This window comes from Algoriphagus formosus (assembly GCF_002807035.1).
In the GTDB taxonomy this organism is placed as follows: Bacteria; Bacteroidota; Bacteroidia; order Cytophagales; family Cyclobacteriaceae; genus Algoriphagus; species Algoriphagus formosus.
In genome coordinates this window covers 1,765,698-1,787,354 of sequence record NZ_NIUC01000002.1, presented here as the reverse complement: position 1 = coordinate 1,787,354, position 21,657 = coordinate 1,765,698, and the positions used below count along the sequence as shown (strand labels likewise).

At 42.1% G+C, this 21,657-nt stretch carries 18 protein-coding genes; 4 read left to right on the top strand and 14 right to left on the bottom strand.

Annotated elements, in window-relative coordinates; genetic code table 11:
• Positions 1-150: 150 nt before the first annotated feature.
• Positions 151-567 carry a DoxX family protein gene (locus tag CDH51_RS13975; RefSeq protein ID WP_100629118.1) on the top strand — a complete coding sequence of 139 codons (417 nt, stop codon included), beginning with the start codon at positions 151-153 and terminating at the stop codon, positions 565-567.
• Between the two features lie 12 nt (positions 568-579).
• Here CDH51_RS13975 and CDH51_RS13970 read toward each other — a convergent pair whose 3' ends face one another.
• From CDH51_RS13970 to CDH51_RS13920, 10 genes are all read right to left on the bottom strand, one after another.
• Complete coding sequence (locus CDH51_RS13970) at positions 580-2,145, bottom strand: sulfatase family protein (protein ID WP_232724816.1); 1,566 nt, start codon at positions 2,143-2,145, stop codon at positions 580-582.
• A gap of 217 nt (positions 2,146-2,362) precedes the next feature.
• Positions 2,363-3,223, bottom strand: a complete 861-nt coding sequence (locus CDH51_RS13965; protein ID WP_100629453.1) for an HIT family protein — start codon at positions 3,221-3,223, stop codon at positions 2,363-2,365.
• Positions 3,204-4,265, bottom strand: a complete 1,062-nt coding sequence (locus CDH51_RS13960; RefSeq protein ID WP_100629116.1) for an HNH endonuclease domain-containing protein — start codon at positions 4,263-4,265, stop codon at positions 3,204-3,206. The genes CDH51_RS13965 and CDH51_RS13960 overlap by 20 nt, the downstream gene beginning before the upstream one ends.
• A gap of 95 nt (positions 4,266-4,360) precedes the next feature.
• A complete protein-coding gene (gene atpG / locus CDH51_RS13955) occupies positions 4,361-5,236 on the bottom strand; it encodes an ATP synthase F1 subunit gamma (RefSeq protein ID WP_100629115.1) in 876 nt (291 codons plus the stop codon).
• Between the two features lie 59 nt (positions 5,237-5,295).
• Positions 5,296-6,873, bottom strand: a complete 1,578-nt coding sequence (gene atpA, locus CDH51_RS13950; RefSeq protein WP_100629114.1) for a F0F1 ATP synthase subunit alpha — start codon at positions 6,871-6,873, stop codon at positions 5,296-5,298.
• A gap of 27 nt (positions 6,874-6,900) precedes the next feature.
• On the bottom strand, positions 6,901-7,461 hold the full coding sequence (gene atpH, locus CDH51_RS13945; protein ID WP_100629113.1) for an ATP synthase F1 subunit delta: 561 nt from the start codon (positions 7,459-7,461) through the stop codon (positions 6,901-6,903).
• A gap of 10 nt (positions 7,462-7,471) precedes the next feature.
• Positions 7,472-7,966 carry a F0F1 ATP synthase subunit B gene (locus CDH51_RS13940; RefSeq protein WP_100629112.1) on the bottom strand — a complete coding sequence of 165 codons (495 nt, stop codon included), beginning with the start codon at positions 7,964-7,966 and terminating at the stop codon, positions 7,472-7,474.
• 75 nt (positions 7,967-8,041) lie between these two features.
• Positions 8,042-8,299, bottom strand: a complete 258-nt coding sequence (atpE, locus tag CDH51_RS13935) for an ATP synthase F0 subunit C (RefSeq protein ID WP_024283723.1) — start codon at positions 8,297-8,299, stop codon at positions 8,042-8,044.
• 37 nt (positions 8,300-8,336) lie between these two features.
• The gene (gene atpB / locus CDH51_RS13930; RefSeq protein ID WP_100629111.1) at positions 8,337-9,365 is read right to left on the bottom strand and encodes a F0F1 ATP synthase subunit A; all 1,029 of its coding nucleotides are present in this window, start codon (positions 9,363-9,365) and stop codon (positions 8,337-8,339) included.
• Positions 9,366-9,809: 444 nt separating this feature from the next.
• The gene (locus CDH51_RS13920) at positions 9,810-10,055 is read right to left on the bottom strand and encodes an AtpZ/AtpI family protein (RefSeq protein WP_100629109.1); all 246 of its coding nucleotides are present in this window, start codon (positions 10,053-10,055) and stop codon (positions 9,810-9,812) included.
• Between the two features lie 131 nt (positions 10,056-10,186).
• Between CDH51_RS13920 and porW the strand changes: the two genes are divergently transcribed.
• From porW to uvrC, 3 genes are all read left to right on the top strand, one after another.
• Entirely contained in the window at positions 10,187-12,808 is a 2,622-nt protein-coding gene (gene porW, locus CDH51_RS13915) for a type IX secretion system periplasmic lipoprotein PorW/SprE (protein WP_100629452.1), read from the top strand.
• A gap of 3 nt (positions 12,809-12,811) precedes the next feature.
• Positions 12,812-15,115: a penicillin-binding protein 1A gene (locus CDH51_RS13910; RefSeq protein ID WP_100629108.1), complete on the top strand. Its 2,304-nt coding sequence runs from the start codon at positions 12,812-12,814 to the stop codon at positions 15,113-15,115.
• Positions 15,116-15,358: 243 nt separating this feature from the next.
• Positions 15,359-17,167: an excinuclease ABC subunit UvrC gene (gene uvrC / locus CDH51_RS13905; RefSeq protein ID WP_100629107.1), complete on the top strand. Its 1,809-nt coding sequence runs from the start codon at positions 15,359-15,361 to the stop codon at positions 17,165-17,167.
• A gap of 14 nt (positions 17,168-17,181) precedes the next feature.
• On the opposite strand, the gene porN is transcribed toward uvrC, so the two are convergent.
• The 4 genes from porN to porK form a co-directional block, all read right to left on the bottom strand.
• A complete protein-coding gene (porN, locus tag CDH51_RS13900) occupies positions 17,182-17,958 on the bottom strand; it encodes a type IX secretion system ring subunit PorN/GldN (protein WP_232724836.1) in 777 nt (258 codons plus the stop codon).
• A 69-nt stretch (positions 17,959-18,027) separates the two neighbouring features.
• Positions 18,028-19,638: a type IX secretion system motor protein PorM/GldM gene (porM, locus tag CDH51_RS13895; protein ID WP_100629105.1), complete on the bottom strand. Its 1,611-nt coding sequence runs from the start codon at positions 19,636-19,638 to the stop codon at positions 18,028-18,030.
• Positions 19,639-19,671: 33 nt separating this feature from the next.
• Positions 19,672-20,469 (bottom strand): type IX secretion system motor protein PorL/GldL, encoded by a 798-nt coding sequence (porL, locus tag CDH51_RS13890; protein ID WP_100629104.1) that lies wholly within the window; start codon positions 20,467-20,469, stop codon positions 19,672-19,674.
• 50 nt (positions 20,470-20,519) lie between these two features.
• Positions 20,520-21,614, bottom strand: coding sequence for a T9SS ring complex lipoprotein PorK/GldK (gene porK / locus CDH51_RS13885; RefSeq protein WP_026947626.1), 1,095 nt, complete (start codon positions 21,612-21,614; stop codon positions 20,520-20,522).
• Between the last annotated feature and the right edge of the window lie 43 nt (positions 21,615-21,657).

The window sequence follows — 21,657 nt, the reverse complement described above, 5'->3', positions numbered from 1 at the left end:
CCGACGGATGATGCCATTCAATTCCTATCAAAGGATTAAAGATTCAACCAACCATCCCATTTTACCCCTTATCAAAAACATTTAACTTCCAACTTTCCCCAATCGTAGTATTTTCGGATTATCGATCTTTTTTAAAAACCCCTTAATCCAATGCGAGAAACCCTAGAAAAGAACTTAGCACTATTGATCATTCGATTGGGTGCCGGAGGAATGATCCTCACACACGGTATCCCAAAAATCAACCGCCTAATGGCTGATGAAGTCAAGTTTGCCGATCCCTTTGGTTTGGGACCGACGATATCCTTGGCCCTTGCTACCTTCGCTGAGGTCGGCTGTGCCATCTTAGTCATCATTGGGTTTAAGGTAAGATTAGCCGCCATCCCCCTGATCATAACCATGCTCACTGCGGCATTCTACGCCCATTGGGATGATCCTTTTGGCAGAAAAGAACTCCCCTTACTTTTCTGCACCTGCTTTTTGGCACTCTTGATTCAGGGAGGAGGAAATATCTCCATCGATGGACTATTTGGTAAGAAAAAAAATATCTACAAGGGTCCGGCACTCTAAGCTTTACATCATTTACTCTTCTATAAAACTAATCTGAGGCCAAGGCGCTGAATATTCGTCATTGGACTGAGGCAGTCCAGGTGTGCTTCTTCCCTCCTGAATGTATTTGATCAAGAGTTTCTTCAAATCGGATACTTTTTCAGGGTATTGGTCTTGAAGGTTTTCACTTTCTCCAGGGTCTGAAGCGAGGTTGTAAAGCTGTACCTCCGGCAATCCTTCCTCGAAGGGATCTCCTGGCTTGGGAAAGCTCCATCCACCTGACCCTTTAGCCATAATTAGCTTCCAATCTCCCTGACGGATCGCAAAACTCCCATCGATAGAATGATGGACTGTAGCTTCCCGAAAGGTTTGTACTTCATTTTGAACATCAAATAAACTCATCAAACTATAGCTATCCTCTCCTTCATTTTCTCCTAACTCATAATCAATAATATCAGCCGCGGTAGCCATCAAATCCGTTAGGCAAATGGTCTGCGTCCTAGTACTTCCTGCTTGAATTTCAGCAGGCCATTTCGCAATAAAAGGGACTCGGTGTCCACCTTCATAAATATCAGCTTTATGGCCTCGGTAGATATGGCTTGAAAAATGCCCCGATTTCTGCATCACATCCAAACCTGCAGCAGGAGAACCGCCATTATCACTTGTGAAAATCACCAAGGTATTGTCTTCTATCCCTGCCTTTTTGATGGCTTCATTCACTTGACCCACATAGTCATCAATCATCATCATAAAGTCCCCATAAGGAACCAAGCCACTTTTTCCCTGCCAGTCTGCCGGAGGCAAAATTGGGGTGTGGGGTGAAGGCAATGCTAAGTATAGAAAGAAAGGATTAGCTGTTTGTGATTGATCTTTGATGTACTGAATCGAACGCTCAAAGAAATTGGGAGTCACCTGCTCATGATCAAAATCCGGAGAAGTAGGTCCCTCTCTCCACCAGGAATACTTCCCCGTATTGACTGTGACTGTATCGGGGATAGCCGTGACCTTCCCATTTTCGACATAGACATAAGGTGCCATATCGAGCGAGCCGGAGTGTCCATAAGCATAGTCAAAGCCCAAGTCATTGGGCGTATGAGTGACATCTTTTGTAAAGTCCAATTGATCAAAATCGCGGGCATCCCAACCTTCCCCACGGAGGCTATCTTCCTCTTTCAGTCCCCAATTCCAGCCCAAGTGCCATTTGCCGATAAAGGCTGTGTGATAGCCTCCCTTCTTCAGGACATCGGCGATAGTTGTGCGCTCCTTTTCTATTAGGGCCTTGGACTTTCCGGTCAGGACTCCTGATTTGAGTCTACTTCGCCAATTATATCGCCCTGTCAGCAATCCATAGCGAGTAGGAGTACAAACTGCCGAGGGAGTATGAGCATCCGTAAAGCGCATGCCTTCTTGAGCTAATTGATCGATATGTGGTGTGGGAATCTTACTTTCTGGATTGAAAGCGCCAATATCCCCGTATCCCAAGTCATCTGCCAAGATGATGATCACATTGGGTTGTTTCTTGGCGGTAGGTTCTTCTTGGCAAGAACTAACAATCATCAGGACTAGCAGGAAGCTGATCAGGCACAGAATTCTATTCATAATCATGGGTTTGAAATATCAAGCTAACTTTTTAAAGGAAGAATTTCAAAATAAGGGAAGCCTGTAATTGAAACCCGAAATACGCCTGAGCCAATCTATTACGAATTCTACTGCATATGATCCGGGTTAATAAGGGTGCGAAAAATCTAACTTACTTTTGGTAAGTTACCTTTGGTAAATTGACTTGATTTAATAAACATCAATAGGATGGAATCAATCAATAATCCCTTTTCTCCGGAATCACCCCTCGAACCCCTCCCCTTGGATCATCCACATCACCTGAATATCTCGGAATAAGATGAATGTGGACATGAAATACTGTTTGGCCAGCTTTTTCTCCTACATTAATTCCAATATTAAATCCATCTGGATTAAATCTTTTTTGGATTTCTTTTTTGACCTCATTGAGCATGAATAAACAAGAAGATTGCTCTTTAAAACTCAATTCGAAAAAACCCGAAACATGTCTTTTGGGAATAATTAAAGCATGCCCCTTATTAACAGGATATTTATCAAATAATGAATAGGCTTGTGCCGATTCTAATATCAATTCTGTTTTTGAGCTAGGATTGCAAAAAGGGCAATCTGAGTTTTCCTTTTTTAATTGATTGAAATGCTGATACTCGTAGATTTCACAAAAATCATTTCTGAAAATTGACTTAAAAGGTAAAATCACATTTGTTTGGTAGGTGGCTTTTTTGTGAACCTTATGCGTTCGATAGCCTTCATAAACCAAATCCCTGCGAACAGCAAAATAGGCTTTCCCGTTAGCTTTTAGCAAAGCTGATATTTCCATTAAAACCTTGGATTGTTCTTCAGGTAGCAAGACATTCAAAACATAAAAACAAATGATGGTATCATATTGCTTTTCTGGATATTTAGGTTGGTAATGCTTATCATATCCCTCTACAGAAAGGCCTTGCTGACTGAGCAATTCAACATCCTTACCAAAGCCACAACCAAAATCTAAAATATCTCCAGACAGCAGTCCCATTTCTTTTACCCTTTTTGCTGGAAAAGAAAGGAATTCACGCTCCTTGGCGGTTAGGTGAGAAAAATTATTTTGCTTTAGGATCATAGAATTCAAAGCCATTATTGTGAGCAATAGTAATTAAAGGCTCAATCGTTTCTTTAAATCTTATCTTTGACAAACCAGAATACTGAGAACTCTCAAGAGAGGGAAAAATTGATAAATAGTCCTCAATAAACTTTGAGTCTGGATTTTTCTTAAAGACTACTTGAAAAGCTTTTTTTTGGATTTCAAAAAAAGAGTCAAAATATCGATTTAGAGGTGGAAGCTTGTCACTTTTTGACCCATTCGTTGAAGCATGAGCTGGTACCAAATTCCAATTCAAGTCATGAGAAACAAAGTTATATGGTACGAAATGATCCAAAACATAATTATTTGAGGTTAGAATTTCTCCAGAATAGATGCACTTCTGCTCTTTGACTTCATCAAAATAAAAATTCCAAAAACTTTTCTTTTGTTTAATAAGTGATGCCCTGCTAATTGGCTTAATGAGTTTATTGGGAATATCAGGGACGTTTGGATTATGCTTTTGCAAAAAAAGGCTCAAATTCCAGAAGCAAAAATCCTTTAGAATTCCAGCATTTTTCAACAAGTAAGGTTTCCACAATGGATTAATTTCAATAAAATCTGCGTCTAAAAAATATGGACTCCACTTTTTTAAATCTTTAGAACTAGAATAAATCTGTCGTTTACTCATTCTTGGAAACCAAGGCGAAAGAAACCAGTGAGGCACTTGATTATCAAAATGTGAAAGAATTGAGATAGATTGAGAATCATTGAATGACAGTATTTTCTCCCAAACTTTTACCCTAGCAAAATCAATTGGAATTTTTCTTTCCTCCTTAAAAAAAGAAACAGCTTGATGAACTTTATCTTGTTTACCAAACGAAATCCTGAAATAATTAACAGGGTACCATGCATTTGCAAGCATTCTTGCAAAGATTTTCTTTTTTTCAAGTATGGCACCTTCTTCTTCAAGTAGCTGAACTATGGAGAGAAACCAGTAGAATTTATAAGTTGCTGAGGTCTTTCCAAAAGTAGAAGATAAAAGTGAGACAGGAAGACTACTTTCTGTAGGTAAATTAAACATCGCCTATTTAAAAACTTTAGTTCAATTTATTAAAATCCCACAAAAAAACCACAACCTTTTCAAGTTGTGGTTTGAATCTATTTTTGGGATTGGGATTAACTGCCTTCGAGTGCGTTGGCACCGGCCACAATCTCCAAGATTTCGTTGGTAATTGCCGCTTGACGTGTACGGTTGTACATCAAACGAAGCTCCTTCAATAGCTCACCCGCGTTCTCAGTTGCTTTATCCATCGCTGTCATTCGGGCACCATGCTCGGAAGCATTGCTTTCCAGGACGGCCTTGTAGACCTGAATCTTCAAGGATGTTGGTACCAATTCTTCGATAATATAAGCTCGAGAAGGCTCAAGGATATAGTCTGTCTCAGCAGTCGTTGCTTCCTCTTCGGTCTCCTCTTTTGCCATTGGCAAAAACTGCTCCGTTTGGACGATTTGAGTAGCTACGTTTTTGAATTCGTTGTACACCAATGTCACCTGATCGTAATCACCTGCTGCAAAACCATCCATGGCGAATTCAGCTGCCTCTCGCACTACGTCGAAAGACAAGTCTAAGAATACTCCGTAGAATTGATCAACGAGGGTATAATCTGTCTTTTTGAAGGCTTCAAAAGCTTTCTTTCCCAAAGGAAGGATAGTAATCTCTTTACCTTCAAATTGCTGCCGAATAGCGGCGTTGGTTGCCTTGATAATATTAGAATTGAAGGCACCACAAAGTCCCTTATCCGAAGTGATCGGAATAATCAGGACCTTCTTCACTTCCCGCTTTTGAGCATAAACGATATCTGCAGCTCCCTCAGAAGAGGCAGAGACATTGTTGAGGATAGCGGTCAGCTTCTGCGAATAAGGACGCATCTGAACGATCCGGTCTTGTGCCCTTCTCAGCTTGGCAGCCGAAACCATTTTCATGGCTTTGGTGATCTGCTGTGTGGACACTACCGAGGTAATCCGCTGCTTTACTTCCTTCAGGTTAGCCATTCGTGCGTGTTTCTTCTAGTATAAATACCGGAGGCTTTCACCTCCGGATGGATTCTGATTTATTTTGCGAATTTAGGTGCCAATTCTGCGGCAGCTTTCTTCAATACTTCCCCTGCATCGTCAATCTTACCACCTAGGATCAAATCCAAAGCTTCAGGGTAAGAAGTATCCAATAGGGTGTAGAAGTCTTTTTCAAAAGCTCTAGCTTTCTCCACAGGAACTGTATCCATCAAACCTCGGGTAGAAGCATAGATGATAGCTACCTGATGCGCTACAGATACCGGAGAGTACTGAGGCTGCTTCAAGATTTCCTGGTTACGACGACCTCTTTCGATGGTACGCTTGGTAGTGGCATCTAGGTCAGAACCGAACTTGGCAAATGCTTCCAATTCACGGAACTGTGCCTGATCCAACTTCAAAGTACCGGCTACTTTTTTCATGGACTTGATCTGCGCGTTACCACCTACACGGGATACAGAGATACCTACGTTGATCGCAGGACGGATACCGGAGTTGAAGAGGTTAGTCTCCAAGAAGATCTGTCCGTCAGTAATGGAAATCACGTTCGTTGGGATATAAGCGGAAACGTCACCTGCTTGCGTTTCGATGATAGGAAGGGCGGTCAAAGAACCTCCACCTTTCACCAAAGGCTTGATAGACTCAGGAAGGTCGTTCATCTGCTGCGCAATCGTGTCAGACTTGTTGATTTTCGCAGCTCTTTCTAGCAATCTGGAGTGCAAGTAGAATACATCACCAGGGTAAGCTTCACGTCCCGGAGGTCTTCTCAAAAGAAGAGAAACTTCACGGTAAGCAACGGCTTGCTTGGAAAGGTCATCATAAACCACCAAAGCAGGACGTCCGGTATCACGGAAGAATTCACCAATCGCCGCACCGGTAAATGGTGCAAAGAACTGCATTGGAGCAGGATCAGAGGCTGCTGCAGATACAACAACTGTGTATGGAAGAGCTCCCCCTTTTTCCAAGGCAGCAACTACACCTGCTACGGTAGATGCTTTCTGACCTACGGCTACGTAGATACAGAATACCGGCTCTCCTTTATCGTAAAATTCCTTTTGGTTAAGGATGGTATCGATAACTACCGCAGTCTTACCAGTCTGACGGTCACCAATTACCAATTCCCGCTGTCCTCTACCGATTGGAATCATCGCATCGATAGATTTGATACCAGTCTGAAGAGGCTCAGTTACCGGCTGACGGTAGATTACACCAGGGGCTTTACGCTCCAATGGCATTTCGTACAAGTCACCGGCGATAGGACCTTTACCATCGATAGGCTGACCAAGTGTATCTACTACACGGCCAAGCATTCCTTCACCCACTTGGATGGAGGCAATCTTTTTGGTACGCTTTACTGTATCGCCTTCTTTGATGACCTTAGAGTCACCGAAAAGTACGGCACCGACATTGTCCTCTTCCAGGTTAAGAACCATTGCTTTCAGACCATTGTCGAATTCAAGCAATTCACCGGCCTGCGCCTTAGAAAGTCCATAGATACGGGCTACCCCATCCCCTACTTGGAGGACTGTACCCACTTCTTCGAGTTCGGCTTCTGTTCGGGCTCCTGCAAGTTGCTCTCTTAGGATTGCCGAAACTTCATCTGGTCTTACTTCTGCCATGATATCGATTGATTAATGCTTTTTTGATTAGATTTTACTTTCGTAATGGTTTTCTTGGAATTCCATTTTAAGAATTCTCAATTTGCTGCTTAGAGATTCATCCAACTGACGGTCATTGACCTTCAGGATAAATCCTCCAATCAGATTAGGATCGACTTTTTCAACCAACTGTACGGTCTTTAAGCCGGAAATTTCCTTCACAATTCTCTCAAATTCCGAACGCATCGCATCGTCAATTTGGAAAGTAGTGGTCAAATAGGCTACCTGAATAGACTTATGTAGATTGTATTGCGCTTCAAATTCTTTGGCTACATCCAAAAGAATCGCTTCACGGTTTTTTCGAGAAACGATCTCGAAAAAAGTCAAAGTCATAGGTTGAGCACCTTCCGCAAACAAAGCTTTCAAGACTTTGAGTTTTTTATCGGAAGACAAAACCGGATTTTTCAAGGCAAAACCTAAATCACTGTTGCTTTTCGCAATAGCGCTAAGTTTTTGAAAGTCTGCATGCACTTCCTCCAATACTCCTTTTTCAAGGGCCAACTCCAAGATTGACTTGGCATAACGGGAGGCTACTCGATGATTTGACATGGAGATTGGATTAGTTTAGCTTCAGGTCTTTAACAAACTCGTCAACCAATGCTTTCTGTGAAGCATCGTCAGACAGGTTTTTCTTCAATAATTTCTCTGTTACTTCTAGGGTCAAAGCAGCTACTTGATTCTTCACTTCTGTCAAGGCAGCTTTCTTTTCTGTTTCAATTACAGCTTTAGCATTTTCGATCAGCTGAGCACCTTGCTTTTGCGCTTCGGTCTTAGCCTCTTCGATCATTTTATTGGAAGCTTCTTGAGCTTTCTTCAAGATATTGTCTCTTTCAAGACGAGCTTCTGCCAATAGCTTTTCATTTTCGGCCTTTAGATTAGCCATTTCATTTCGGGCGATCTCAGCCTGCTTAAGAGCATTTTCAATAGTGCTTTCGCGCTCTTCCAAAGCTGCCAGCATAGGTTTCCAGGCAAATTTGATCAAGATGAAAAGCAATCCCAGGAAGCCAATTAGCTGCCAGAAAATAAGACCGGAACCGGGAGTAATCAAATCCATGATGTGTGATTTTTCTGTTTGTCCAATAGATAAGTAAGAAAGGGGAAAGGCCTAACGCCATTCCCCAATCAATTTTTAGCTGATCTCTGCGATGTTTAGAGCGATCAACAGACAGATTACCGCTGCGAACAGGGAAACCACCTCGATCAAGGCTGCGATGATCAACATAGCACCTTGGATCTTACCAGCAGCTTCAGGCTGACGAGCAATAGATTCCATTGCCTGACCACCGATACGACCGATACCAAGTCCTGCGCCAATCGCAACAATACCCGCACCGATACCAGCTCCCATTAGAGCGTAACCAGCAGTCAACAAGATAGACATTAACATAGTAGTTATATTTATAAATTGAACAAAGAAATTCTAATTAATGATGCTCATCATGAGCATGTTCGGCTACTGCCCCACCGATGTACATCGCTGTGAAAAGCGTAAATACATAGGCCTGAATAGTGGCCACCAATAATTCGATAATATTAATAAATGTTACCATCACGGTAGAAACTACCCCAATAGCGTAAGATTCGAAGATGAATGCCAAGGCAATGAAACCTAGGATCACAATGTGACCGGCTGTGATCGCGACAAAGAGTCGGACCATCAAGGCAAATGGCTTAGTGAACAAACCGATGATTTCTACCGGCACAATGATCAAAAGCATTGGAATCGGAACTCCCGGTGTAGCAAACACGTGCTTCCAGTAATCCTTATTTCCATTGACATTGGTAATGATGAAAGTCAAAACCGCCAAGGTCATCGTCACTGCAATATTCCCAGTCAAGTTGGCCGCACCTGGAAGTAGTCCAAGTAGGTTACCAAACCAAATAAACAAGAATAGCGTGATCAAATACGGTACAAACTTCTTGTATTTTGGCCCGATGGACTTCTCCGCGATTTCATCCCGCACGAAGATCACAATCGGCTCAATAAGTGCTGCAGCGCCTTTTGGTGCAACTGCCCCGTTTTTCTTGTAGTGATTAGCAGCTGATAGTGCCACGTAGGCCAAAACGAACATGACGATAAACATCATCACGACATTTTTGGTTATGGAAAGCTCGATAAAACTTGCGCCATCTACACGACCCAAATGATCATGCTCATCGATGTAGTAACCTTCATGTGCATATTCTTTTCCGAAAGCATGTGTATCATGATTTTGGAAATCTGTAGAAGAGAAAAATTCCAAACCTCTGTCAGAAGAATAGACAATAACCGGTAGTGGAAGTGTCACATGAGTATGTCCAAAAGTCGCAAAGTGCCACTCATGGGAATCTTTCACGTGGTGCATGATGAAGCTTGTTTTGTCTTCTTCAGAACCTGCGGCGAAAGATGAATTTGTATTGAACAGCAAAAAAGCTGAAAATAAAATACTTAGAACCAGGATTTTGCGCGTCATCAACTCTATTTTTTGAGGGCTACTTCGAAATCGGGCGCAAGTTAGATAGAAAGGCGTAGATATCAAATATTAAGTAGAACAAAAAAATCACAAAGAAATCAGCTATAAACAAAATAATATTCTCCATCCCGGGCCAAACTTCCACTCCAACAAAAACTAATGAGGCAACTAACCTCAGAATCATAGCCAAAACGGAAATATGAAAGAAATTTTCAGCAAATGCTTTTAATAAGGCTGAATTCAATAAAGCGATCAAAAATGACAGGATTAGCAAGAAAAAATAAATGTGCCAGATCCGTTCGTGAATAATTACCGGGAAAAGCACTTGCAGTCCCAAAATCAAAAGAGCAATGATTGCTGAAAGTAGGAAGAAGCGGAAATGTAAGTTTTGAAGGAGCTTCACAGGGCATTAAATTTTGGGCAAAGGTACCTCAAATCTGCAAATTAACCATCCCGTTTGATTGAAAGCCACAATTGATAGAAGGCAATAAAAACCGAAAGAAAGCTGAAAAACAGAATCCAAACCGGGAATTTCATGTCAGATCGCTGCTGAATCCACCAGCCCAGCCAAGTTCCTCCTCCGATGATAGCAAACAGCTGAAAAGACAAACCGATATATTTGACAAAAGTGGGATAATTCCCCGGGTACTTACCTTTGTTGCCTTTAGAGTCCTTTTGATCTGAATTCATTTTCTTAAAAATAGGTAAATATTTTTGGCCATTCGAAGCAGTGGCCTGTCTTTTGAAATAAATAGAAAAGCCAAATCGTTCTTCCTTTGTACAATAAAGACTATTTTGCTAGCTCAATTGCAATTGCCTTCATGCGCTTTTCAAAACGCCTGTTTTCTATATCCCTTTTTCTTTTGGTGGCCTGCTCATCCGAACGGGACACCTTTACCAATCGGGCATTTCATAATCTCACCTCCCACTACAATGCTTATTACCTCGCAGATGTGAAAATTCAGGAGGTGTTGGATGAAAATCAACAGAATTACAAGGAAGACTACACCCAAATATTACCGGTCTTTATCCCTTTGGATTCGGGAGTGATTCAATCCTCCAAAGAAAAACTCGAGTCTGCCCGCGAGTTGGCTTCCAAGGCCATCGAATGGCACCGTATCTCCAAGTGGGTGGATGATAGTTATTTTCTTTTGGGAAAAATCGACTACATGCAGGCTAACTTTGACGATGCTAAAAACGCACTCAAGTATGTCAATGTAGAAAGCAAGGACGCCGATCTTCGTCACCAAGTCCTAATCGCCTTACTGCGCCTCTATGTCGATTTAGGCGAAATCGAAAATGCGAATTTTACCATAGACTACCTTTCCAAGGAAGAAAAAATCTCTGATGAAAATCGCTACGATCTCTACCGCACCCTAGCTTACTATTATGAAAAGCGAAACGATCAAAATGGTGTCATTGGCTCCCTAGACCGGGCAATCGAGTATGCGAAAAACAACAAGGAAGCTTCCAGAATCTACTTCATCTTAGCCCAGCGCTATCAGCGGGAGGGCTTGGATAATTTGGCCTATGACTTTTACAGAAAAGCACTTGAGGGCAATCCACCCTACGAGCGGGCATTTTATTCCCAACTTTTTGCCCAACAAGTAGCTGAATTAAATGCATCGAAAGACCTTCGCAAAGTCAGAAACTACTACGAGTCACTTTACGATGATCCGAAAAATAAGGAACTCAAAGATGTAGTCGTATATGAGCGGGCACTTTTTGAAGAGAAACAGGGAGATCTTCCACTGACTGTAGATTTACTTCATCAGGCTGCCAAAGAGCCCGGCAGCAATCCTCGACTAAAAGGATACATCTATCAAAAACTTGCGGAAATCCACCTTGAAGAGTATGTCGATTACCGTGCTACTAAATACTACCTGGATTCTGCCCTGACTTTTATCAAGCCTACAGATCCCGCAGCTTCTTCCATTGCCAGCCAAAAAGAAGTACTGGATCAATTCGTATTTCATGTGGAGCGAATTCAGAGTAATGATAGTTTGGTCCGTCTTAGTGGAATGAGTGAAGAGGAGCAGCGCCTCATCGCGGAGCAATTCATTCAGAGAGAAGAGGAACGGCTACTTGCAGAAGCAAGGGCAAAAGAAGAACCTAAAAACAGTGGGATTTTTGACAACCTCCTCGCCTTTGCAGATCGCGGAACAGGATCATCATTTTACTTTGACAATGCAGTGGCGATGCAGCAGGGAGCCATAGAATTCCGAAGAGTATGGGGCACTCGTCCCCTACAGGATAATTGGCGTCGAAGCGCTGCCACTTTTCAAAGCACTCCTGAAACGGAAATAGAGGAGAAGGTAGATTCCACCGCTATCTCTGAAGAAAATAACCCATTAGCTCAATTGCCCGACCTAGAAAGTCTCTTGGCACAGATTCCAAAAACTGAAGAAGATATCGCCCAACTCAACGATGAACTGGAGGAGTCTTATTTCGAACTTGGCAAGCTTCAATATTTCGATTTGGAAGAAATAGAGGCAAGTGTGGACAATCTAGAAACCGTCGTCCGCGAATACCCCTCAAGTAGTCGAAAGCCTGAAGCCTATTACCTACTCTACCTTGCCCAAAAAGACCTAAACGGGAATTTCCAGCAATATGTCAGTCGTCTCAACCGGGAATATCCTGAATCGCAATACACTTTCTCTGTCAATAATCCAGATGCAGCCTCAGGGAATTTGGCCTATCTCGCATCTTCTGAAAATTATGAGCAGGCTTATAATTTATATTATGCAGGAAATTGGAGACAGGCACGAACTATCATTCAACAGACTTTAGAGGAATACCCGCTTACACGGAATACAGAGCGATTGCTGCTTTTGGATATCATGGTGACGGGAAAAATCGAAAGCAAGGATCGCTTTCGGTCCCGCTTGGAATCGTACATTGAAAATTCTCAGGATGAGAGCTTGGTGCATTTGGCAAGGAATATGCTAAAACCCCTACTGACAGCCGAGGAATTGGCGGCGCTGAATCCGGTTGACTCGACGGCCTTGGATTCTGCGGCACAAGCCATGGCTATGGAAGATTCGACAGTAGTAAAACCTGACTTGACGGACTCGCCATTTAAAGTCAATGATTCCCAAACGCATATCATGGTCTTGGTCATGAGTCCGGAGCTTGCAGAGGAGTCTCAAAGTCTAATCGGTGACCTAGAAAACTTCCATGCAAAAACCTTCTCAAATTCCAGGTTGCGAACGGGAAATATGAATATGAATCAGGAGAATGCCATCTTTATCATTAGCCCGTTCAACAATGCTGACAAAGCAAAAGAGTACTATGATATCTTTATGGAAAAATTTGAATCGGACAATTTGACCGAGCAAATCAAGGAGAACAGTTTCTTTATTTCCATAGAAAATTTCCAGACCCTCAACCGGTCCAAAAACATCGAAGAATACCGGGCTTTTTTCAAGGCCACCTATCAGTAAAACATGAGTAAATCAAAACAAGCATCAACGCCCAATTGGGTTAATAAGACGATCAAATTCCTCTGGCTTGCCTTCGCCGCGGGTGTGGTAGGTTTTATCGTATTTATCTGGATGGTCAGCGTCAATTTTTTGGGACTATTTGGGCCTTTACCGGATTTCAAGGCGCTCGAAAATCCAGACACAGAAGTAGCCTCTCAGTTATTCTCCTCTGATGGGGTACTATTGGGAACATACTACAGACAAAATCGAAGCCCTGTGACTTATGATGAGCTTTCTCCAAACTTGGTCAATGCATTGATCGCCACCGAGGACGAGCGATTTGAGGAGCATTCAGGAATTGATCTGAAAGCTATGATTCGGGTTTTTGTCAAATCAATCATTCTGAGACAAGACGCCGGGGGTGGATCGACATTGAGCCAACAGACCGCCAAAAACCTTTTCAATACCCGTACAGATGCAAATCAGGGGCTTTTGAGTTCGGTACCCGGGCTTCGCATGCTCATCATCAAGACCAAAGAATGGATAGTCGCTACTCAATTGGAGCGAGCCTACACCAAGAAGGAGATTTTGACGCTTTACCTAAATACCTCTGAGTTTGGATCCAACGCTTATGGTATCAAAACAGCTGCAGAAACTTTCTTCAATAAAAAACCTTCAGAGTTGAATATTCAGGAATCGGCTGTTCTTGTAGGGCTTTTCAAAGCACCTACCTACTACTCCCCTGTTTTCAACCCTGAAAACTCATTAAGAAGAAGAAATACAGTTCTCGGTCAAATGGTGAAGAACGATGTATTGAGCGAATCAGAATATGATTCCCTTTCTGCGCTTCCAATTGAACTTGACTACAATGTGGCCAATCACAATAAGGGTTTGGCGACTTACTTCCGGGAGGTTTTGAAAGCTGATTTGATCCGATGGACCAAAGAAAATCTGAAATCAGATGGAAGCTCCTATGATCTCTTTGGGGATGGGCTCAAAATATACACCACTATCGACAGTCGCATGCAGCGCTATGCTGAGGAGGCAGTAGCTGAGCATATGGAAGCCCTTCAGCAAAAGTTTTATGATGAAATGCGAGGTCGCGAACCTTGGGTGGATAGCGAAAACAGGGTCATCCCGAACTTCATCGAGAATGCTGTGAAGCGAACCGAAGCCTATCGACTACTCAAGATTCGCTATAAAAACGATGAAGACTCAATCAACATTAAACTCAACGAGAAAAAACCAATGAAGGTATTCTCTTGGGAAGGAGAAGTTGACACTTTGATGAGTACGATGGATTCCCTCCGATACTACAAGAAATTCCTTCAAACAGGCTTTATGAGTATGGATCCACATACCGGCCACATCAAAGCTTGGGTAGGCGGTATCGATCATAAATACTTCAAATTTGACCATGTGAAGCAAGGGAAACGACAGCCTGGATCGACTTTCAAGCCTTTTGTCTATGCGGCTGCTATCGAAAATGGATACTCTCCCTGCTACTCCGTAGTAGATCAACCTGTGGAAGTCTATATCCCTGGACAGCCTGCTTGGAGCCCTGCCAATGCGAATGGTGAATTCACCTATGAAAAAATGACGATTCGCCAGGCAATGGCACAATCCGTCAATTCCGTGACGGCTTACATGATGAAAAAATTAAGCCCAAAAATCGTGGTTGAAACGGCCAAGCGATTGGGTGTGACAAGTGACTTGGAAGAAGTCCCTGCTTTGGCTTTAGGTGTTAATGATGTATCGGTATTCGAAATGGTAGGAGCTTTCGGCACCTTCGCTAATAAAGGTGAATACACTACCCCATTCTACATTGATCGAATTGAAGATAAAAATGGGAATGTCATCCAGCAGTTTACCCCTAAGAAGCGCCCTGCTATGAGTGAGGAACATGCCTACTTAATGACATACATGCTTCGGGGAGGATTCGATGAAGCAGGCGGAACTAGCCAAGGAGTGCCGTACAGCCTACGGGAAGGAAATGAACTTGGAGGAAAGACAGGAACGACTCAAAATGCCTCAGACGGTTGGTACATTGGAATGAGTAAGGATCTGGTATCAGGAGTATGGGTTGGCGGCGATGATCGGGCCATCCACTTTAGAAGCTGGATTTCGGGACAAGGTGGTAGAACAGCCAGACCTATTTGGGTCAAATACATGGAAAAAGTCTACGCCGACGAATCCTTAGGATACACCAAAGGTCCTTTCCCAAGACCCGAGCGACCACTCAGCATTGAAATTGACTGTGATGCCTATGAGCAAGAAAGTCAGCGTTTCGTAGATTTTGACTACGATGCCAAGAAAAATGATTTCTAAAATCAATTAAGAAAAACCCAAAATTCAAAAACAGCTTTCATTCAAAGCTGTTTTTTTAACTCGGACTATGGTTTAGAATCAGTAGTGAGAGTTCAAAACGCAAGAAAATCAAGCATTTAGCGAATGAGGCATCCCGAGTGCTCGGGACGGTGATTGAGCTAAATGCAGCAACGCGATTGATTTTGAAGCGGTTTGAGCTCGTAATAGGAAGTCTAATACATATTTCGAGTTCATTTTAGTCCCATGGAATCCTCTTCATTCAAACCCAAAGACCATCTCATGCTCCCTGACCATCCGGGAGTGTACAAATATTTCAATGAGACAGGGGATTTGATTTATGTAGGCAAAGCCAAAAGCCTCAAAAAACGAGTTAGCAGCTATTTCAATAAGAATACCGGGGTCAATCTCAAAACACGCCGGATGGTTAAAGAGATTGACAAGATTGAGATCACGCTCGTGAATTCAGAGTTTGACGCCTTGCTACTTGAGAATAATCTGATCAAGAAGTCCCAACCCAAGTACAATATCTTATTGCGGGATGATAAGACCTATCCGTACTTATTGATCACTGATGAGCCATTCCCAAGGATTTTTCAGACAAGGCGGATGATTCCCAAACGTGGCACCTATTTCGGTCCATTCGCAAGCGTCAAGGCCATGAATAATGTTTTGGACCTTATTCGCTCACTTTTCACCATTCGGACTTGTAAGCTTGACCTATCCCCGTATAAAATTCAGGAGGGAAAATATAAAGTTTGCCTAGAATACCACATCGGAAATTGTCAGGGACCCTGTGTCGGAAAGCAAACAGAAAAGGACTACCTCAAAGACTTAGAGCAAGCAAGACATATTCTTAAAGGAAATCTTGGGCTGCCCAAAGCCCATTTCAAATTGGAAATGCAGGAGTTTGCACAGAATCTGGAATTTGAAAAAGCACAGCGGGCAAAGGAAAAGTTGGATTTGCTTGAAAAGTATCAAGCCAAATCTTTGGTAGCAAATCCAAGCATTCACAATCACGACGTTTGTACACTCGTAGTTGATGAAAAGTATGCTTATGTCAATTACATGCGTGTGAAAAATGGATCCTTAATCGTATCCAAAAATGTAGAACTCAAAAAGAAGTTGGATGAATCGGATGAGGAATTACTCTTGACCGCCCTGATTCGCTTGCAAGATCAATTTAACAGTGATGCGGAGGAGGTTTTGGTGCCTTTTGAGATACAAAACCCGATCGAAGGTTTGAATCTCGTCATGCCCAAGATTGGTGATAAAAAAAGACTAATCGAGCTATCGCTCAAAAATGCAAAATTCTACAAACAGGAAAAGGCGCTTCTTCAGGGTCTCAACAAAGACAAAAAAGACCGAGTCATTCGCCAACTTCAGGAAGACCTGAGCTTACCGGATATTCCTGACCATATCGAATGCTTTGACAACTCCAATATCCAAGGCAGTAGTCCCGTGGCTAGCATGGTTTGTTTTCTCAACGGAAAGCCTGCTGTCAAAGAATATAGACACTACCACATCAAAACAGTGGAAGGACCCAATGACTTTGCGAGTATGAAGGAGGTAGTAGGCAGAAGGTATAAGCGACTGATGGAAGAGGATAAGCCCCTTCCCAAATTAATCGTAATTGATGGTGGAAAAGGCCAACTTTCATCGGCCGTAGAGGCACTTCAGGAATTGGGTATCTATGGGAAAATGCCCATCATCGGAATCGCCAAACGCTTGGAGGAAATTTACTTTCCGGGAGACTCTTTCCCTATTCACATTGATAAAAAGTCAGAAAGTCTTCGATTACTTCAACGAGTCCGCGATGAAGCTCACCGTTTTGCAATCACATTTCACCGAAAAGTCAGAAGTAAAAATGCTTTTGGGACCCAACTTACTGCCATACCAGGTATTGGGCAATCCACAGCAGATAAATTACTGAAGCACTTTAAAAGTGTAAAAAAGCTAAAGGATGCAAAGGAAGAGGAAATTGCCAAGGTGATTGGTACCAGCAGGGCAAGAGAACTGGTAGAATGGAGAGAAAAAAATAAAGGGAGCGATTAAGCTCCCTTTTTATTTTACCATTCCCAAAGGGAATTTTCAAATTCTAATAATCTGTATTCAAAGGCTAATGCATCGAGATAAGCCTGCATATCTGGATTCGGATGTTCAGGGTTTACCATATCTGCGACCAAAGCCTCATCAGGATTTGTAAACCTTCTAACTACCGATCGGAACAGACGAGTATCGAAAGCTTGATCGTAAGTTAGGCTTTTTGAAAGGTTTTGGAAGTTGATCCAACGCGCCTCGGGATGATCCTTGAAATAGTTGTAGAAATCCTTATAGCGAATGAATCCAATGGTCTTTTGACCTGCATCGGCATTAGTAGCTGACGGCATCACCAAATGGATATATTTCACATCAAAAACCATATCCGAATGATGCTTATCAAAAACAAAGTCTTCTCTGAAATCCAAGAAATACAATTGCTTGACGAAGATGCTATCCCCAATCGCGTTCAACCAGAAATTTTCCTGAAACTCAGCAATAGAAAGAGGCTGGGTAAAATCCTCGTCACCAAAGACTTCTAGCGCATTCTCATCTACTACTGCCTTATAAATCTGATTGATGATGCCATTAGATTTAGTATCCCCAGAGCCATACAAGGAAAGATTGTACTTCTCGCGAAGGTCTATTCTTCTCCAAACTCCAATTTGGTACATTTTATCATCCTCCCGAATTCGCTTCGCAGAGAAAATGGTATCCATCTTAAACTGACGGTCGCCATAGCCTGATGGATTGACACTTGTAGCCACTTGAGCATGCCCCTCAAAAGACCATAAGGTGGCTGCCATCAAAACGGCAAAAAAGGAATATTGAAGAAACTTTTTCATAATCATCTGTTCTATAGTCAGGCGGGAAAATTATTTCACACCTATACGAATCACTTGATTCAAAGAGGAAGGTATTTTATTTCCTCGGAAGTTTGTACGCGTTACTTGATTGACGACGATGACAATATCATCACCAGCTCTCGCACTTTCTAGAAGCTGACGCATTGCCAAACTACTTCCATTTGATATTTGAATCGTTTGTCTTGGTACGTCATTTCTCAACAATCGAACTTCACCGCCCGTTACTTCGAAATTTGCATCTTTTGCCATTGTTCTTCCGAAGGTAGGCTCAGGTTCTGCGATTACTTTCAATCCAGTCAATGAACCGATAGCCTGTGATTGAGTTTGGTCAAGAGGTGAACCGTTAGAAAGTGTCGGAACAATTGTCGGTGCAGGTACTGGTTTAATATCAAACGAAACGTCATCAATTTTATTTCCTCCTGAGCTTACACCAATAGTAACTGATCCAGAAGCTCCCGGGATAATTGTTACCTGTCCTGGAGAGCTACCTTTGATCGACTGACCATTGCTAACTGTAAATTCTGGTGCGTAAGTATTTCCCAATGCAGGAACCTCGATCAACAACTCATTAGCACAGTCTGCATATAGCTGCTGAACCACTTCAGAAGAAACCTTCACCACCGGCTGAGCTACGAAGTACTCATACTCCACCGGAAGCACTTGATCTTCTCCTCCGATATTTGTTACGATTTCACCTTTGAGTACTCGTCTTGCAAGACCTCTGTCATCATATTCAGAAGCTGGAGTAGCAGTAAATTCAATACGTCCAAACCCTTTTTCATCTACTTCAACTGATCTTCCGTCCAAGGACATGGAAGGCGCTGCTGACGAAGAAGAAGAGGCTATAAACATGGTACCTTCAAATTTTGTACCTGCCGCCACAATATTAGAAACTGCAGAGATTTTTGCCTCTGTGATATCTGCTTTGAAATAGAAGGAACCAATGGTGTTGGCAATGCTGGTCAATGCCTCACTTTCAATATTCAAAACCTCATTTTGATATTGAGAAAGCAATGTCATGACAGCACCTACAGGTGACTTCACAAAGTTCAAAGCCTCAAAAGACTTCCCTTTTGCTTCTCTATCATTCTCAAAAAGAGGAATTTCTGAAGCATCCAAAGCAATCTTGTCAAAATTGATATCAAGACCAACGCCTGATAAAATCTCTTCGATTCTTTCAGGATAAGCATTCAATCTATTTTTTAGCTCTTCTCCACGCCCGTTGTTAATAAAAAGGTTACCTGCGATTTCAGTATTTTTCAAAGCTGAATTCACATACGTACCTTCTTCTGTTTTAGCATTGGAAACTTCTATCAGTTCCTTTTTCAAAGTTGCTAAATAATCATATGCTTCTTTGGAAGCTGCTCGGACCTCTTGAGCAGCCGCAACCTTCGGCAAATCCTTCTCATTATTACCTTGCTGCTCCACTGTATATTGAATGGATTCAACTGAGGTTTGATTATCGAGAATGTAATTTTTGGAAGTACGCTCTAGTCCATCATTGATGAGGACAAATTTCTGGAGGATCTGATTGCTGACCTGAAGCGCCAAAAGCGCTGTCAGTACCAGGTACATCATCCCGATCATCCGTTGTCTAGGTGTCTCTTTTACTCCTGCCATTTTTTGGTTTATCAGTTTAGATGGTAGAAATGATTAACCTTTCATGGCTGATAGCATGCCACCGTAGATTTTATTTAATGAGCTAACGTTAGCGTTTAATTTAGAAAGCTCAGTTTTGAAAGCTTCAGTTTCTTTGCCAGCAGCTGTGATACCCTCCATGGCCGTAGTCATGTTAGAGTAGAACTTATTAAGTGTCTTCACGTGATTGTTGGCATCCTGTAGTTCCATCTCATATACTGCATTCAATGCAGAAAGATTTTTTGTGACGGTTACTACTTGCGTATGATACGCTTTGGCATCTTGAGAAGCTGCTGACATCTCAGTCAAAGCAGCAGCAGTTTTGCCATACGAAGAGTTCATATCTACCAATGTCTTGGCAGCTGCTTTTACGTTAGTAGCATATTCGTTTGTAGCCACTGCAGCATCGGCAAGATTACCCATCTTCTCAGCTGAAGTAGCTAAGTTTTTCATACCCTTACCTAGGCTATCGATCAATTCTGGGCCAACTTTCGCATTAGCCAACATTTCGTCAAGTTTTTGTGAAACACCATCTCCAGCAACTGCTTTTGATTTTGCTCCCATTTTTGAAGGACTTACACCCTCTTCTGCTAATTCCGGATAGACTTTAGACCAATCCACTTCTTGAGGTCTTGGTTCAAAAGCAGATAAAAAGAAAATCAATGCTTCTGTAGAAAGACCTACTCCAATCATGATATTGGCAAACTGCCAATCAAGAATTTTAAACATCGCACCTAGAATTACGACTGCTGCACCAATACCATAGATCTTAGGCATGATGTTAGAATAAAAGAAGTTGCTGTTGCTAGCCATTGTTGTTTGTTAGAATTAAGGTTATGGTTTTTTAAGGTTTAGAATAGGAATTATCTTCTTCTTCTTTGGTTGGTTTTTACGTCCATTGATCCAGATCTTCCGATGAATGTCATCGCCGTACGGAATCCAATGTGTGCCTGAGCCACATCCTGATATTCGTAAGTACGAGTTGAAGTTTCTAGATAGTGATTGATATCTTTCCAGCTACCGCCACGAGTTACTTTTCTTGGCTCTGTTTCAATATCATATACAGGGTCTAAGTCCCATGTCACTGTACGGGAAGTCGGAGAGTAAGCATCAAGAACCCACTCTGCTACATTTCCTGACATGTTGTGCAATCCAAAACCATTTGGAGCAAACACATCAACAGGAGCTGTATAGGCAAATCCATCATCGATATAGTTACCTCTTCCAGGCTTGAAATTAGCCATCAGACATCCACGCTTGTTTTTAAGATAAGGACCACCCCATGGATACTTCGCAACATCTTTTCCTCCTTTTGCTGCATACTCCCACTCTGCCTCAGTTGGTAGGCGGAAGCTAGGCATATCAAAGTCGTACTCATCGTTGGCATTCATGTAGTAAGTTCTCCACTCGCAGTACTTTTTAGCTTGATCCCATGTTACACCTACCACAGGATAGTTGTCAAATGCAGGATGATCAAAGTAAAATTCCATCAAAGGATCACCATAGTGAAAAGTAAAACTTGTAGACCATACGGTCGTATCAGGTTTCAACTCTTCATAATTAAATTGTGGTTCTTCTTTTAAAGTTGTTGGAGTGCCAAAAGTGAGTTCTCCATTTTTTACTGATTCTAAAAACTGCCGATACTTATTATTGGACACTTCGTATTTATCCATAAAAAATTCAGAAATCGTAATCTGCTTGTTCATTGAAGACTGCGAAAAAGCAATATCCTCGTCAGATTGCCCCATCCAAAAAGTACCTGCCTTAACAGGAACCATATCGTAGGGAAGGTTTTGTTGCCAATTGGCTCTTTTAGGTACCCCCGTCACTTCACCTCGCCGGTTGAGTTTTTCACTCGCTGTACCTTTTTTGTTAAAGAGCCCACAACCCGGTAGGATGGTGGCTATAGCAAGTCCTAATGTTACACTTGCTAATCGTAGATTAATTTTTTTATACATAAATGACATTTTTTATATCATCAAATGATTTTCCATTTTAAAA

Coding starts and splice junctions, on each gene's coding strand:
- CDH51_RS13975 (WP_100629118.1), top strand. CDS start 151: ATGCGAGAAACCCTAGAAAAGAACTTAGCACTATTGATCATTCGATTG.
- CDH51_RS13970 (WP_232724816.1), bottom strand. CDS start 2,145: ATGAATAGAATTCTGTGCCTGATCAGCTTCCTGCTAGTCCTGATGATT.
- CDH51_RS13965 (WP_100629453.1), bottom strand. CDS start 3,223: ATGATCCTAAAGCAAAATAATTTTTCTCACCTAACCGCCAAGGAGCGT.
- CDH51_RS13960 (WP_100629116.1), bottom strand. CDS start 4,265: ATGTTTAATTTACCTACAGAAAGTAGTCTTCCTGTCTCACTTTTATCT.
- atpG (WP_100629115.1), bottom strand. CDS start 5,236: ATGGCTAACCTGAAGGAAGTAAAGCAGCGGATTACCTCGGTAGTGTCC.
- atpA (WP_100629114.1), bottom strand. CDS start 6,873: ATGGCAGAAGTAAGACCAGATGAAGTTTCGGCAATCCTAAGAGAGCAA.
- atpH (WP_100629113.1), bottom strand. CDS start 7,461: ATGTCAAATCATCGAGTAGCCTCCCGTTATGCCAAGTCAATCTTGGAG.
- CDH51_RS13940 (WP_100629112.1), bottom strand. CDS start 7,966: ATGGATTTGATTACTCCCGGTTCCGGTCTTATTTTCTGGCAGCTAATT.
- atpE (WP_024283723.1), bottom strand. CDS start 8,299: ATGTTAATGTCTATCTTGTTGACTGCTGGTTACGCTCTAATGGGAGCT.
- atpB (WP_100629111.1), bottom strand. CDS start 9,365: ATGACGCGCAAAATCCTGGTTCTAAGTATTTTATTTTCAGCTTTTTTG.
- CDH51_RS13920 (WP_100629109.1), bottom strand. CDS start 10,055: ATGAATTCAGATCAAAAGGACTCTAAAGGCAACAAAGGTAAGTACCCG.
- porW (WP_100629452.1), top strand. CDS start 10,187: ATGCGCTTTTCAAAACGCCTGTTTTCTATATCCCTTTTTCTTTTGGTG.
- CDH51_RS13910 (WP_100629108.1), top strand. CDS start 12,812: ATGAGTAAATCAAAACAAGCATCAACGCCCAATTGGGTTAATAAGACG.
- uvrC (WP_100629107.1), top strand. CDS start 15,359: ATGGAATCCTCTTCATTCAAACCCAAAGACCATCTCATGCTCCCTGAC.
- porN (WP_232724836.1), bottom strand. CDS start 17,958: ATGGCAGCCACCTTATGGTCTTTTGAGGGGCATGCTCAAGTGGCTACA.
- porM (WP_100629105.1), bottom strand. CDS start 19,638: ATGGCAGGAGTAAAAGAGACACCTAGACAACGGATGATCGGGATGATG.
- porL (WP_100629104.1), bottom strand. CDS start 20,469: ATGGCTAGCAACAGCAACTTCTTTTATTCTAACATCATGCCTAAGATC.
- porK (WP_026947626.1), bottom strand. CDS start 21,614: ATGTATAAAAAAATTAATCTACGATTAGCAAGTGTAACATTAGGACTT.